This window comes from Tahibacter sp. (assembly GCF_035481375.1).
Classification (GTDB): domain Bacteria; phylum Pseudomonadota; class Gammaproteobacteria; order Xanthomonadales; family Rhodanobacteraceae; genus Tahibacter.
Genome location: NZ_DATIGT010000320.1, coordinates 20387 through 32756, shown reverse-complemented (window position 1 = coordinate 32756; position 12370 = coordinate 20387). Strand labels below are relative to the sequence as shown.

The window sequence follows — 12370 nt, the reverse complement described above, 5'->3', positions numbered from 1 at the left end:
GAACACGATCATCGCGCGGTCCTTCGCGAGCCAGTCGAGCAGTCCCTGTGGGTCCGGAATGTCGACGCCGCTCGTCGCGATCGCGGTCTTCTTCGCGCCGAAATGCAGGATCAGGCCGACGCCCTGCTTCGCGCGCAGGTGCATCGTCGCGAAATAGTCCCGCTTGCGAAAACTCGGCACGTTCCACTTGATGCCGTCGGCGATCGCCGCGTCGGCACCGAGCACCGCGGCGCGCAGCGCGATCACGAGCGCCTTCGCCGGATGCTCCAGCGACGCGAGAAACGCGTCGACCTCGCTGTTTTGTGTGCGCTTGCCGGTGCCGGCCATCGGAGACTCCGCGCGGAATGGCGGCGATCGTAGCAAGCTGCGCGGACGCGCCGCCGCCGGTGCGAAATCCGCCACGCGACGAACCCGCCACCTGTCGGCCGGTATCGCGCTGGCACCATAGGCCACCCGACCGGAGCCCGCCCCTCGTGCAACCCGCCGAACGCATTGCCACGTTCTATGAAGCCTTCCAGCGCCGCGACGGTGCCGCGATGGCCGCCTGCTACACGCCCGACGCGACGTTCCGCGATCCCGCGTTCGACCTGCGCGGCGAGGACATCGGCCGCATGTGGCGCATGCTCTGCGAGCGCGGCAAGGACCTGCGCCTGGAATTCGCGAACGTGCGCGCCGACGGCGACCGCGGCAGCGCCGACTGGCAGGCCTGGTACACCTTCAGCAAGACCGGCCGCCCCGTCCACAACGTGATCCATGCCGAGTTCCGCTTCCGCGACGGACTCATTAGTGAACATGTGGATACATTCGATTTCTGGCGCTGGTCGCGCCAGGCGCTCGGACCCGCCGGCCTGCTGCTCGGGTGGACGCCGTTCCTGCAGGGCAAGGTGCGTGCGGAAGCCGCGCGCGGACTCGCCGCGTTTCGCGGAGGCAATCCGTAGGTTGGGCTGAGCCGCGGTCGAAGCCCAACCTACGCGGGCATGCAATTTTCGAGTTCCGCGCGTCGTTCGAGCAGGAAATCGATGACCGCGCGCAGCGCCGGCGACAGGCGGCGCGCGGTGTAGACGAGACTCAGCGGCGTGGCCTCGCCGAGCCAGTCCGGCAGAACGCGCACGAGCCTCCCGGCGGCGACGTCCTCGGCGACGTCGGCCCAGATCCGGTACGCGATGCCGCGGCCGCGTATCGCCCAGCGCCGCACCATTTCCGCGTCGTTGAAGATCCAGCGCGGCGTGACCGTCACGTCGACGCTGTCGCTGCCGCGCGTGAACGACCAGCGATCGACGGCGCGCTGCTGGCGCATGTAGCACAGCGCGTCGTGGTCGCCGAGGTCCTGCGGCGTCCGCGGCGTGCCGCGGCGTTGCAGATACCCGGGCGCGGCACAGGCCACGCGCACCAGCTGCGCGAGCGGTGCGGCGATCAGGCTCGAATCGCCGAGCGCGCCGTAGCGCAGCGCGAGGTCGACCGGCGCGGAGAAGAAATCGGCGACGGCATCGTCGAGCGTGATCTGGAAACGCACCTGCGGATGGCGCACGGCAAAATCGTCGAGCCAGCCGGCGAGCCGGTTGCGGCCGAAGTCCGCCGGCGCAGTGATGCGCACGAGCCCGTCGACTTCGTCGCCGTCGCGGCTCAGCGCGAGGCGTCCCGCGTTCAGCGCCGACAGGGCTTCGCGCGCATGCGGCAGATAGCGCTCGCCCTCCTCGCTCAGGCGCAGGCTGCGCGTCGTGCGCAGCACGAGACGCGCGCCGAGCGTCGCTTCGAGCCGCTTCAGCGCGGCGCTCGCGACCGCCGGCGTGACGCCGAGCGAGCGCGCGGCCTGATTGAGCCGGCCGCTGTCGGCGCAGGCGACGAACACGGCAATGTCGGAAACGGATTCGCTCATCGAAGATCGGCTCGCGGCGGCATCGTGCGCAGCGGCCGATTCTCAATCCGGCATTGATACAGAATCGGCCGCGTCGCTACTGTCACGACGATACGACGGCGACTAACCTCGCGCACAGCGCCACTTTCGTCGTCCTCCATGCAGCCGACCGCCGCTTCCTCCACGACCGGCTCCGCCACGACCGCTCCCGTCACGACCTGGACCCGCGCCGCGATCCTCGCGATCGCCTGCGGTGCGCTCATCGTCACCGTGAGCATGGGCGTGAGGCAGAGCTTCGGCATGTTCATGCAGCCGATCGGCCGCGACTTCGGCATCGGCCGCGAGTATTTCGGCTTCGCAATCGCCGTGCAGAACCTGCTGTTCGGTCTCGCCCAGCCGTTCGTCGGCGCGATCGCCGACCGCTACGGCGTGCGCCGCGTCCTCGTCGTCGGCACGCTGGTCTATGCCGCCGGACTCGTCGCCGCCTCATTCGTCCTCCTGCCGGGCGGCATCATGGCAAGCCTCGGCGTGCTGGTCGGGCTGGGCCTGAGCGGCACGACTTTCGTCGTCGTGCTGACCGGCGTCGCGCGCCTCGTGCGTCCGGAACAGCGCAGCCTCGCGTTCGGCCTCGTCACTGCGGGCGGCTCGTTCGGCCAGTTCGCGGTGGTGCCGATGGCCCAGGCGATGATCGCGGGCTGGGGCTGGCGCGGCGCCATGCTCGGACTCGGCGCGCTGATTCTCGTCGTCATCGTCGCGGCCTTCGGCATCCGCCGGCCGGTGCAGGAAGGCGCCGCCGTCGCCGCCGCCGACGACGGCGGTCTCTCGCGCGCGCTCGCCCAGGCCGCGGCGCATCCGCACTACTGGCTGCTCAATGCGGGCTTCTTCGTCTGCGGTTTCCACATTGCGTTCATTGCGACACACTTCCCGGCCTATCTCGTCGATCAGGGCATTCCGGCGAGCGTCGGCGCCTCGGCGCTCGCGCTGGTCGGCCTGTTCAATATCGCCGGCTCGTACCTGTTCGGCCTCTGGGGCGGACGCCATTCGCGTCCGCGCCTGCTCGCCGCGCTCTACGGCGCGCGCGCGCTCGCGATCGCGCTGTTCCTGCTCGCGCCGCTCAGCGCGTTCTCGGCGCTCGCGTTCGCCGCGGTGTTCGGCTTCCTCTGGCTCGGCACGGTGCCGCTGACCAACGGTGCGGTCGCAAGCCTGTTCGGCGTGCGCTACCTGTCGACGCTCTACGGCATCGTGTTCCTGTCGCACCAGGTCGGCAGCTTCATCGGCGCCTGGGCGGCCGGCCGGCTCTACGACACGACCGGCAGCTACATGACGGTCTGGATCGCGAGCATCGTGCTCGGCGTCGCCGCCTCGGCGATCAGCTACGTCACGCGCGACACGCCGGCGGCGACGCCGGTGCTGCGGACCGCCGGGTCAACCGCGTGAACGCCTGGTCGTGGCGCCGCGTCGGCGCGATGATGATCGTCCTGCTCGTCGCCGCCTCGCTGACCCTGCTCTGGCTGCGCTGGGGCGAAACCATGTTCGCGCGTCAACTCGGAGCGCTCGTATGCTGAAACCCGATCCGGTCGATCCGCGCGCGCTCGCTGCCGGCCTCGCCGAACTCTGGTCGCCGCGCGTCATCGGCGCGCTCGACGACAGCTACATCAAGGTCGCGAAGGTCCGCGGCGAACTGGTCTGGCACAGCCACGACGCACAGGACGAACTGTTCTTCGTGCTGCAGGGTCGCCTGCGCCTGCGGCTGCCCGACCGCGATGTCGAACTCGGACCCGGCGAACTGTTCGTCGTGCCCAGGGGCGTACAGCACCTGCCCATTGCCGACGAGGAATGCCTGCTGCTGCTCATCGAGAACAAGGACACCGCCCACACCGGCGACGTCGTCAGCGAACGCACACGCAGCATCGAGGAACAGTTGCGCGACGCGTGACCGGTTGCGGCGGGCCGCACGCGCCGGCAACCTACGCGGCGCGGCGCTTCGCGCGCGTGCCGGAAGACTCGCCTTGACGCTCCTCCTTCTGCTGTTTCTCGTGTTCGCCGCGGCCATCGTGTTCATCGTGCTCGTGGTCGGACTCATGCTGCTGATGGCAGTCGGCACGACCTACGCGATTCCGGTCGCGGTCGCGCTCTACCTCGGTCTCAGCGCGCTCGGCGGATTCGCGCTGTCGGCGGTTTCCCGCAGCGTCCTCAAGGAGTCGCCGTGGAGCTGGGCTGCCGCGTCGCTCGTGCTGGCGCTCGCCGCGGCCGCGGAACTCGGCCTCGCCTTCGTGTCCGGGCTGATCTGATGGACCTCGTCGCCGGACTGTTCGCGGCCGGCGGCGCCGGCTTTCTTGCGCTCGGTCTGCATCTGCGCCGCCGCACGCTGCGCTTTCTCGCGCGCGCCGCGCGCGCCGAGGCCGAAGTCGGCGATGCGACGGCGCGCACGAGCGCGCTGTCGGGCGGCAGCGACCACTCGCGCCTGCGTTTCACGACCGACGACGGCCGCGTGCACACGCTTGAATCGCGGCTCGGCCTGCCCGGCGGCGCCTATGCGCGCGGTCGCCGCGTCGCGGTGCTCTACGACCCCGACGACCCCGGCGAAGCCGTCGTCGACAGCCCGCTCGAACTGCACGCGCCGTGGCTGATCTTTGCGCTGCTCGGTGCCGGCTGGTTCGCGGTCGGGCTGCTTTTGCTGATTCCATGGTTTTGACGCGGATTGCGGCACATGCCGTGGGCGCGGGTCGCGGCAATGGCTATGCTTGCACGCTCCTTCGCTTCCGGTGCCGCCCATGATCCGTCGTGCCGTCCTGCTGGCCCTGCTGACCGCCGCCACCTCCGTCCATGCCGCCGCCGACACGCTGCGTACCGTCGCCGAGCAGTCGGGCTTCAAGCGCACCGGCCGCTACGACGAAGTCGTCGATCTCTGCGCGCGCTTCGCCAAGGGCTGGCCCGACGCGGTGCGCTGCGACGAATTCGGCCGCACGCCCGAAGGCCGCCCGATGATCGCGATCGTCGCGACCACGAGCGGCGCACGCACGCCCGAGGCCGCGCACGAGAAAGGCATTCCGGTCACCCTGTTCCAGGGCGGCATCCACGCCGGCGAGATCGACGGCAAGGACGCGGGCTTCCTGCTGCTGCGCGAACTGCTGCAGGGCAAGACCGGCGCCGGGCTGCTCGACAAGCAGGTCATGGTGTTCGTGCCCGTGTTCAACGTCGACGGCCACGAGCGTTTCGCCGCCTGGAACCGGCCGAACCAGCGCGGGCCCGAACAGATGGGCTGGCGCACGACCGCGCAGAACTACAACCTCAACCGCGACTATCTCAAGGCCGACGCGCCCGAGATGCGCGCGATGCTCGCGCTGATGAACCGCTGGGACCCGACCGTGTACGTCGACCTGCACGTGACCGACGGCGCGAAGTTCGAGCATGACGTCGCGGTCATGGTCGAGCCGGTCTATTCCGGCGACGAGGAACTGCGCAAGCTCGGCCGCGAGCTGCGCGACGGCACGATCGCGCGTCTGACGAAGCAGGGCTCGCTGCCGGTCAGCTTCTATCCGGCCTTCGTCGTGACCGACGACCCGGCCTCGGGCTTCGCCGACGCGGTCGCGCCGCCGCGCTTTTCGACCGGCTACGTGCCGCTGCGCAACCGTTTCGCCGTGCTCGTCGAAACGCATTCGTGGAAGCCGTATCCGACGCGCGTGAAGATCACGCGCAACACCCTGCTCGACGTGATGCAGCTCGTCGGCGAACGCGGCCGCGACTGGCGCGCCGAGCAGCTCACGGCCGACGAGCGCGCCGCGACGCTCGGCGGCACGCGCGTCGCGCTCGACTACCGCGCGACCGACAAGGCGCGCGAGATCGAATTCCGCGGCTATGCCTATACGCGCGCGCCGTCGGAGATTTCCGGCGCCCTGATGACGCGCTACGACGAGCGCAAGCCGCAGGTCTGGAAAGTGCCGCTGCGCGACGACGTGCAGCCGACGGTGCTCGTCGAAGCGCCCAAGGCCGGTTATCTCGTGCCCGTCGCCTGGGCCGACGCGGTCGCGGCGCGCCTCGACGCGCACGGCGTCGCCTACAAGCGTCTGACCGATCCGCTGACGCGCCTGCCGCTGCAGACGTTCCGCGCGACGAAGGCGACGCTCGCCGGCGAGTCGGTCGAAAGCCATCAGCGCGCGACCCTCGAAGGCGCCTGGAGCAGCGAGACCCGCGACCTCGCCGCTGGCGCGCTGTACGTACCGCTCGCCCAGGCGCGTTCGCGCATCGCCGTCGCCCTGCTCGAACCGCAGGCGCCCGACTCGCTCGCCGCCTGGGGCTGGTTCAACAACGCGTTCGAGCAAAAGGAATACATGGAGGAATACGTCGCCGAGGACGTCGCGCGCGAACAGCTCAAGCGCGATCCCGCGCTCGCCGCCGAATTCCAGCGCAGGCTCGCGACCGACGCCGAGTTCGTCCGCAGTCCCGCCGCGCGCCTGCAGTTCTTCGCGCGCCGTCATGCGTCGTGGGACGAGCAGATGAACCTGTATCCGGTGTTCCGGATTGATCGGGCGCCGTAGCCGTTGCGGGTCGGTCGCAAGGGGATATGGATAAATAGAGTGAGGAGGCAGTAACTGGAGAGAAGCGCCCGCTCTAGTTCCTGCCTACTCCCTTCTGGTTCCTACCTGCTCCCCTGTCGTTCCTGCGTCCCCGCGCCGATCCACGAACCGCACGCCCACGCCCGGCTCCGTCGCGATCCAGCGCGGGGCCGCGGCGTCGTCGCCGAGTTTCTGGCGCAGCTTGCCGACGAGGATGCGCAGGTAGTGCGTGTCTTCCTGGTGGGTCGGTCCCCAGAGTTCACGCAGCAGCTGCGGCTGGGTCACGACGCGGCCGGCGTTCTGCACGAGCAGCGCAAGCAGCGCATATTCCTTGCGCGTCAGCGGAACCGCTTCTCCGTCGACACGCAGCTCGCGTCGCGCGAGGTCGAGCTGCAGGCGCCCGTCGTCGTAGGTCGTCGGCAGGTCGGCCGGCGCCGCGCGCCAGCGCAGCAGCGTGCGCACGCGCGCCATCAGTTCCTGCACGCCGAAGGGCTTGGTCACGTAGTCGTTCGCGCCGCCGTCGAGCGCTTTCACTTTCTCGGCCTCGCCGGCGCGCACGGTCAGCATGATGACCGGCACCGACGACCACTGCCGCAGTTCGCGCAGCACGGCGTGGCCGTCGCGATCGGGCAGCCCGATGTCGAGGATCACGATATCGGCGCCGTGCGTCGCGAGCGCCGCGAGACCGGCTTCGCCCGTGTCGGCCGTCTCGACGCGATAGCCCTGCGCGCGCAGGCTGATGTCGAGGAACCTGCGGATCTGCGGCTCGTCGTCGACGACGAGCACGCGGACCGGCGCGGCGCAGGCGTCGGAGCCGGTCGGTTCGTTCATCGCTGCGGCACGGGCGAAGCCATCATGGGCCGCAGCGTAATCCGGATCGTGCTGCCGCAGCCATCGCCGTCCGTGCGGCCGCGGCTCAGGCCTTCGCCGAGGGCATGTACTTCCAGTTGCGCTGCTTGCCCTCGGCGATCCATTCGATCGCCTGCGCGAGACGCTTCGCGCGTGTTTCCGCGCGCTTGGCCTCGACGATCCACTCGATGTATTCGCGCCGCGCCGAGGTGCTGAATCCGTCGAACACGGCGGCAGCCTTGCGGTTCTTCTTCAATGCCGCGGCGAGGTCGTCGGGCATTTCCGCCGGCGGCTTGGGCTTCGCATCCTTGGTCTTGCGCACCGGCTGCGTGCCGGATTCGTTGAGTTCCATCGCCTTGCGGATATAGCCGGCGAGCACGTTCTTGCCGGGCAGGTCCTTCAGCGACGCGATGCGGCCGAACTGGCCCATGGCTTCGTCGTTGCGCGCATCGTCCACGAGCAATGCGCCCTTCCAGAAACCGAAGGCGCAGTGCTGCTTGAACGCGGCCATGCCGCAAAGCATGCCGTGGTACATGAAATGCGGCGCGCCCCACTTGATCGCCTCTTCGACGTCGGGGCAGTGCTGATGCACCGTGTCGCGCAGATAGTTCAGGATCGGCCTGGCGAACTCGGCGGACTTCTCGATGTACGCATCGACGCGCGGATGACGGGTGCCCATGAGCGCCGCCTCAGGCCAGCAGGTCGCGGAATTCGGGATGTCGCTCGAACCAGACGCGGGCATAGGAGCACAGCGGCGCGACCCTCCAGCCGGCCGCGCGGGCAGCGTCGACGGCCGTCTCGGTCAGACGGGCGGCAATGCCGCGGCCGCCGACCTCGGCCGGCACGCCGGTGTGGACGATGCTCATGAGATCGCCGCTCAGCGTGTAGTCGAGCACGCAGCGATGACCGTCGACGGTCGCGTGAAATCGCCGCGCGGCGCGGTCGTGTTCGACAGCCAGTTCCATGCAGGTCTCCGGACGAACGACCCGCGAACGCTACACCGCCGGCCGGCGTCTCACAATGCGGCGCCGGGCTGGCCGCGCGGCCGCGCGGTTGCGAGCACATCCGCTGCACATGCGCTGCGGCTACACTCGAACGCATGTCCGAGCCCGCCTGCCCGCCGCCCGCACTGCCCGCTTCGCCCTGGCGCCGCATGGCCGAACAGGCCTTCAGCCGCGCGGCCGGAGCGCCGCTGATCGGCGGCAACGCGGTCGGACTGCTGATCGACGCGCAGGCGCACTTCGACGAGTGGGAACGCGTCGTCTCGGCGGCGCGCCGGTCGATATTTCTGGAAAACTATATTATTCGCGACGACGCGATCGGCCGCCGGCTGCGCGACGCGCTCGCCGAACGCGCGGCCGCCGGCGTCGCTGTCAGCGTCGTGCGCGATTGGCTGGGCTGCCTCGGTCTCGACGGCGGCGGCTTCTGGCGTCCGCTGACCGATGCCGGCGGCGAGGTCCGCTCGTACAACCCGCCGCGCTTCTCGAGTCCGCTCGGCTGGATCAGCCGCGACCACCGCAAGCTGCTCGTCGTCGACAACGAGTACGCCTGCATTACCGGGGTCTGTCTGTCGGAGAAATGGCTCGGCGATCCGCGAAAAAAAGTTCCGCCGTGGCGCGACACCGGAGTCAGCCTGCGCGGTCCGGCCGTCGCTGAACTCGTGCATGTGTTCGCCGACCTCTGGAGCCAGCTCGGCACGCCGCTGCGCGCCGAACTGCTGCAGGCGTCGAAGGCCGATGCCGGCACGACCGACGTGCGCGTGATCGCGACGCAGCCGAGCACGGCCGGCCTGTTCCGCCTCGATCAGCTCATTGCCGCGATGGCGCGCGAGCGGTTGTGGCTCGCCGATGCCTATTTCGTCGGCCTGCCGCCGTACGTGCAGGCGCTCGCCGCCGCCGCGCGCGACGGCGTCGACGTGCGCCTGCTCGTTCCCGGCACGAGCGACATTCCCGCAGTCGCGCGCATCTCGCAGTCGGGCTACCGGCCGCTGCTCGAAGCCGGCATCCGCGTGTTCGAGTGGAACGGATCGATGATGCACGCGAAGACCGCCGTCGCCGATTCGCGCTGGGCGCGCGTGGGTTCGAGCAATCTCAACATCGCAAGCTGGATCGGCAACTGCGAGATCGACCTCGCGGTCGAGGACCGCGACTTCGCCGCCTGCATGGAACGCCAGTATCTGATCGATCTCGACAATGCGACCGAGATCGTGCTCAAACGCCGCAAAGTACAGAAAACCGCACCGCGCAACGGCCGCGTGTGCGGCGGCAGTTCGAGCCGCGCCGCGGCCGGCGTGATGCGCCTGGCGCACAGCGTGGGTTCGGCGCTCGGCAACCAGCGCGTGCTCGGCCGCGCCGAGGCGGGCTCGCTGCCCTGGGCCGCGGCCAGCCTGCTCGCACTGGCCGTGCTCGGCCTGCGCTGGCCGTGGCTGCTGGCCTGGCCGCTCAGCATGGCCGCGGGACTGCTGGGCCTGAGCCTGCTCAGCCGCTATCTGCAGTCGCGGCGGCGCGCGAAAGCCCCGGTGCCGCGCGGCGAGAAACGCGACGAGCCAGCCGAAGCGCCCTAGCGTTCGCGCCGCCGTCGTCCGTTACAGCACCGCGCCGGCGAAATCGAAATCGAAGTCGCGCAGCCAGTCGCAGACCGCGGCGCCGTTCGCGTAGTGCGTACCGCTGCGCAGCAGTTCGCCGATGTCGCTCATGTCGTCCACGCCGCTCGCGACGATGATCTTGCCGAGGCCGCGGACCGTCGCAAAGCGGTTCGCGAGCGCGGCCCAGGGCGAGCCGCTGCCGCTCGCCGCAGGGCGTTCGAAGCGCACGACGCTGAACGCCGCATGGTTCAGCCAGCGCTGCGCGCGTTCGGAATCGTCGTTCGCGCGCAGGCAGAAACGCGCGCCGACGCGCTGCAGCGTCTCGATCGCGCCGTCGGCGGGCTGCTGCTCGATGAGGTCGGCGATGTCGAACTCCAGCGCGATCGACGCTGCCGACACCGCGTGCGCGCGCAGCTCCGTCGCGAGCCACGGTGCGAAGGCCGTGTCGAGCAGCGATTCGGCGGTCAGCGGAAGGAACACGCGCAGCTCGTCCGCCGTGTTGCCGCGCGCATGGATCTGGCGCAGCGCGAGACGGATCAGGCGGCGGTCCGCATGCGTCGCGAGGCCGAGCGCGCGCGCGAGCGGCAGGTATTCGGCGGGATCGATCAGGATGCTCTGCGAGCTGCGCGGCGGCTTGAGCTGCATGCGCGCCAGATACTGTCCGCTGAGATTGCCCGCGAGTGGCGCGAACGGCTGGTAGGACAGCGGCGAATTGCCGAGGTCGGCGGCCGAACGCAGGATCGCGCGTACCAGCCGCACGCGCGGATCCTCGCTCGCGACATTCGGGTCGCGCAGATCGATCGAGACGTCGTTGCCGCCGGCCGACTGCACGATCAGCGCCTGCTGCCGCGCACGGCGCAGCAGGCTTTCGGCGCGCTCGGACGGACCGGTGACACGCAGGGCCGACAGTGTGAAGTTCAGTCGCAGCGGATCGTCGGCCGACAGCCACGCGCGCGCCGCGAGCCGGCTTCGCGCCTGCTCCAGCGCCTGCCGCAGCGCGAGTTCGTCGTCGCGCTGCGCGAGCGCGAGGAAGGTGTATTCGCCGTAGGCGCAGATCGGACGTGCGAACGGCAGCTCGGAAGCGATCGCCGACGCGAGCTGCTGGCCGAGCGTGCCCGCGGCGACGAAACCGACGCGCTCGCGCACGTTCTCGATGTCGTCGACCGCGATGTAGACGAGACCGACGCAGGCGTCGCCGCTGCTGTCGGCGAGCAGCTGCAGCTCCTGCAGAAACACGTCGCGGCCGGACAGCGTGCCGCGGCGCTCGCCGCGCGCCGACCCGGTCGTCGCGATCAGCGTGCGTGCGCGCCGCACGCGGCTCTCGACGGTCAGCAGCAGGTGCCTCGGCTTGACCGGCTTGGTCAGGAAATCGTCGCCGCCCATCGAGATCGCGTCGAAGCGCCGGTCGAGATCCTGCTCGCCCGACAGGAACACGACCGGCAGGAACGCGCAGCCGGGTTCGGCACGTATCGTCTGCGCGACCTCGATGCCGTTGCCGTCGGGCAAATAGAAATCGAGCAGCACGAGATCGGGGTGGAACTCGCGGACCGCGGCGATCACGCTCGTCGCATCGGCGACGACGCGCGTCGTGATGCCGCGGTGATGCAGCACCGACTCGCAGAACTTCGCCTGCGGCGGGTCGTCCTCGACGACGAGCACGCGGTAGCCGAGGCTGCGGCGCTGCTCCAGCATTTCCTCGATGCGCGCGACGATTTCCACCGGATCGCGGCTCGACACGACGGCGTCGGCGCCGGCGCGCTGCGCATACAGCATGCGTGCCGGGTCGGCTGCTTCGGACAGCACGAGACAGACCGGCGGATCGCGCTGCGTGTCGCGCGCGCGCGATATCGATTCGAGCAGGCCGTGAAGCTGCGGCACGAACGCGTCGTCGACGAGCAGCACGTCGGGCGGGCTCTCGGTCATCGCAAGACTCAGCGGCGCGGTCTCGTCGAACGGCCGCACGAGAAAGCGGTGCGCGCCGAGCGTCGGCGCGAGCGCCTCGATGACGCGCGCGCCGGCGGCGAGATAGTGCACCTGCCCTCGCACGGTGCTCGCCACTGCGCGCTTGACCGCACGCGGCGCCGTCCGCGGCGCTTCGGCCGACTGGCTGAGCCCGTCGACGAGTCCGGCCAGCGCCTGGCGCTGCACGGTGCTCGGTATCGCGCCGGTCTCGATGAACGAGCACAGGAATACGATGAGCTCGAGCGTCGGCGTCGCGATGTCGCCGACGTCCTGCGCTTCGGCTTCGGCGTTGATCTTCTCGAGTTCTTCGTGCAGCAGGCCGGCCTTCGCGCCGTCCCAGATATCGCCGAGGCTGTTGCGCCACTCGCTGACGAACGCGTCGAGTCGCTGCCGCAGTGCTCGTTCGCCGGCCGGCGCGCGACGCGCCGCTTCGGCATCGGTGCTGGTCTGAGCCATGTTCTTCGTCATTACCCCTGAGCAATGGTGGAAGAGCGTTCTTGCCGCGGCATCCGTCGCCGCGACGCCACTATAGCGATTCGACGCGCGTCCATGCGCGAGCGCCCG

General features: G+C 69.9%; 15 protein-coding genes. 8 read left to right on the top strand and 7 right to left on the bottom strand.

The features are described from left to right. Nucleotides 1-327: hypothetical protein (locus tag VLF18_RS21365; protein WP_325281653.1), on the bottom strand; the 327-nt coding region annotated here is incomplete at its 3' end. A gap of 146 nt (nt 328-473) precedes the next feature. Between VLF18_RS21365 and VLF18_RS21360 the strand changes: the two genes are divergently transcribed. Then, nucleotides 474-938 (top strand): nuclear transport factor 2 family protein, encoded by a 465-nt coding sequence (locus tag VLF18_RS21360; protein ID WP_325281652.1) that lies wholly within the window; start codon nt 474-476, stop codon nt 936-938. 29 nt (nt 939-967) lie between these two features. Here the strand turns inward: VLF18_RS21360 and VLF18_RS21355 are convergent, their stop codons facing one another. Together VLF18_RS21355 and VLF18_RS21350 are read right to left on the bottom strand one after the other, a co-directional pair. Next, nucleotides 968-1876, bottom strand: coding sequence for a LysR family transcriptional regulator (locus tag VLF18_RS21355; protein WP_325281651.1), 909 nt, complete (start codon nt 1874-1876; stop codon nt 968-970). Next, a complete protein-coding gene (locus VLF18_RS21350; RefSeq protein ID WP_325281650.1) occupies nt 1873-2163 on the bottom strand; it encodes a hypothetical protein in 291 nt (96 codons plus the stop codon). The genes VLF18_RS21355 and VLF18_RS21350 overlap by 4 nt, the downstream gene beginning before the upstream one ends. Between VLF18_RS21350 and VLF18_RS21345 the strand changes: the two genes are divergently transcribed. The 6 genes from VLF18_RS21345 (at nt 2156) to VLF18_RS21320 (ending at nt 6393) form a co-directional block, all read left to right on the top strand. Beyond that, the gene (locus VLF18_RS21345; RefSeq protein ID WP_325281649.1) at nt 2156-3292 is read left to right on the top strand and encodes an MFS transporter; all 1137 of its coding nucleotides are present in this window, start codon (nt 2156-2158) and stop codon (nt 3290-3292) included. The two genes, VLF18_RS21350 and VLF18_RS21345, sit on opposite strands and share 8 nt — an antisense overlap. After that, nucleotides 3289-3420, top strand: a complete 132-nt coding sequence (locus tag VLF18_RS21340; RefSeq protein ID WP_325281648.1) for a hypothetical protein — start codon at nt 3289-3291, stop codon at nt 3418-3420. Before VLF18_RS21345 ends, VLF18_RS21340 begins: the two co-directional genes overlap by 4 nt. Further along, nucleotides 3414-3791, top strand: coding sequence for a cupin domain-containing protein (locus tag VLF18_RS21335; RefSeq protein ID WP_325281647.1), 378 nt, complete (start codon nt 3414-3416; stop codon nt 3789-3791). The genes VLF18_RS21340 and VLF18_RS21335 overlap by 7 nt, the downstream gene beginning before the upstream one ends. Nucleotides 3792-3864: 73 nt before the next feature. After that, on the top strand, nt 3865-4146 hold the full coding sequence (locus VLF18_RS21330) for a hypothetical protein (RefSeq protein ID WP_325281646.1): 282 nt from the start codon (nt 3865-3867) through the stop codon (nt 4144-4146). Next, nucleotides 4146-4550 (top strand): DUF3592 domain-containing protein, encoded by a 405-nt coding sequence (locus tag VLF18_RS21325; protein WP_325281645.1) that lies wholly within the window; start codon nt 4146-4148, stop codon nt 4548-4550. Before VLF18_RS21330 ends, VLF18_RS21325 begins: the two co-directional genes overlap by 1 nt. Before the next feature lie 70 nt (nt 4551-4620). Next, the gene (locus tag VLF18_RS21320) at nt 4621-6393 is read left to right on the top strand and encodes a M14 family metallopeptidase (RefSeq protein WP_325281654.1); all 1773 of its coding nucleotides are present in this window, start codon (nt 4621-4623) and stop codon (nt 6391-6393) included. An 84-nt stretch (nt 6394-6477) separates the two neighbouring features. On the opposite strand, the gene VLF18_RS21315 is transcribed toward VLF18_RS21320, so the two are convergent. The 3 genes from VLF18_RS21315 to VLF18_RS21305 all read right to left on the bottom strand — a co-directional run bounded on the left by VLF18_RS21315 (nt 6478) and on the right by VLF18_RS21305 (nt 8225). Continuing rightward, nucleotides 6478-7242: a response regulator transcription factor gene (locus VLF18_RS21315; RefSeq protein WP_325281644.1), complete on the bottom strand. Its 765-nt coding sequence runs from the start codon at nt 7240-7242 to the stop codon at nt 6478-6480. Between the two features lie 85 nt (nt 7243-7327). Then, the gene (locus tag VLF18_RS21310; protein ID WP_325281643.1) at nt 7328-7939 is read right to left on the bottom strand and encodes a YdeI/OmpD-associated family protein; all 612 of its coding nucleotides are present in this window, start codon (nt 7937-7939) and stop codon (nt 7328-7330) included. Nucleotides 7940-7949: 10 nt separating this feature from the next. Next, nucleotides 7950-8225 carry a GNAT family N-acetyltransferase gene (locus VLF18_RS21305; RefSeq protein ID WP_325281642.1) on the bottom strand — a complete coding sequence of 92 codons (276 nt, stop codon included), beginning with the start codon at nt 8223-8225 and terminating at the stop codon, nt 7950-7952. A 134-nt stretch (nt 8226-8359) separates the two neighbouring features. On the opposite strand from VLF18_RS21305, the gene VLF18_RS21300 reads away from it, so the two are divergent. Further along, on the top strand, nt 8360-9823 hold the full coding sequence (locus VLF18_RS21300; protein WP_325281641.1) for a phospholipase D-like domain-containing protein: 1464 nt from the start codon (nt 8360-8362) through the stop codon (nt 9821-9823). A 21-nt stretch (nt 9824-9844) separates the two neighbouring features. Here VLF18_RS21300 and VLF18_RS21295 read toward each other — a convergent pair whose 3' ends face one another. Next, nucleotides 9845-12262, bottom strand: coding sequence for a response regulator (locus VLF18_RS21295; RefSeq protein ID WP_325281640.1), 2418 nt, complete (start codon nt 12260-12262; stop codon nt 9845-9847). Nucleotides 12263-12370: the final 108 nt, after the last annotated feature.

What these genes read in the sequence shown, in the direction of transcription:
- VLF18_RS21350 (WP_325281650.1), bottom strand. Translation starts at nt 2,163, where the DNA reads ATGAACATGCCGAAGCTCTGCCTCACGCCCATGCTCACGGTGACGATG.
- VLF18_RS21345 (WP_325281649.1), top strand. Translation starts at nt 2,156, where the DNA reads ATGTTCATGCAGCCGATCGGCCGCGACTTCGGCATCGGCCGCGAGTAT.
- VLF18_RS21355 (WP_325281651.1), bottom strand. Translation starts at nt 1,876, where the DNA reads ATGAGCGAATCCGTTTCCGACATTGCCGTGTTCGTCGCCTGCGCCGAC.
- VLF18_RS21335 (WP_325281647.1), top strand. Translation starts at nt 3,414, where the DNA reads ATGCTGAAACCCGATCCGGTCGATCCGCGCGCGCTCGCTGCCGGCCTC.
- VLF18_RS21300 (WP_325281641.1), top strand. Translation starts at nt 8,360, where the DNA reads ATGTCCGAGCCCGCCTGCCCGCCGCCCGCACTGCCCGCTTCGCCCTGG.
- VLF18_RS21305 (WP_325281642.1), bottom strand. Translation starts at nt 8,225, where the DNA reads ATGGAACTGGCTGTCGAACACGACCGCGCCGCGCGGCGATTTCACGCG.
- VLF18_RS21310 (WP_325281643.1), bottom strand. Translation starts at nt 7,939, where the DNA reads ATGGGCACCCGTCATCCGCGCGTCGATGCGTACATCGAGAAGTCCGCC.
- VLF18_RS21315 (WP_325281644.1), bottom strand. Translation starts at nt 7,242, where the DNA reads ATGAACGAACCGACCGGCTCCGACGCCTGCGCCGCGCCGGTCCGCGTG.
- VLF18_RS21295 (WP_325281640.1), bottom strand. Translation starts at nt 12,262, where the DNA reads ATGGCTCAGACCAGCACCGATGCCGAAGCGGCGCGTCGCGCGCCGGCC.
- VLF18_RS21325 (WP_325281645.1), top strand. Translation starts at nt 4,146, where the DNA reads ATGGACCTCGTCGCCGGACTGTTCGCGGCCGGCGGCGCCGGCTTTCTT.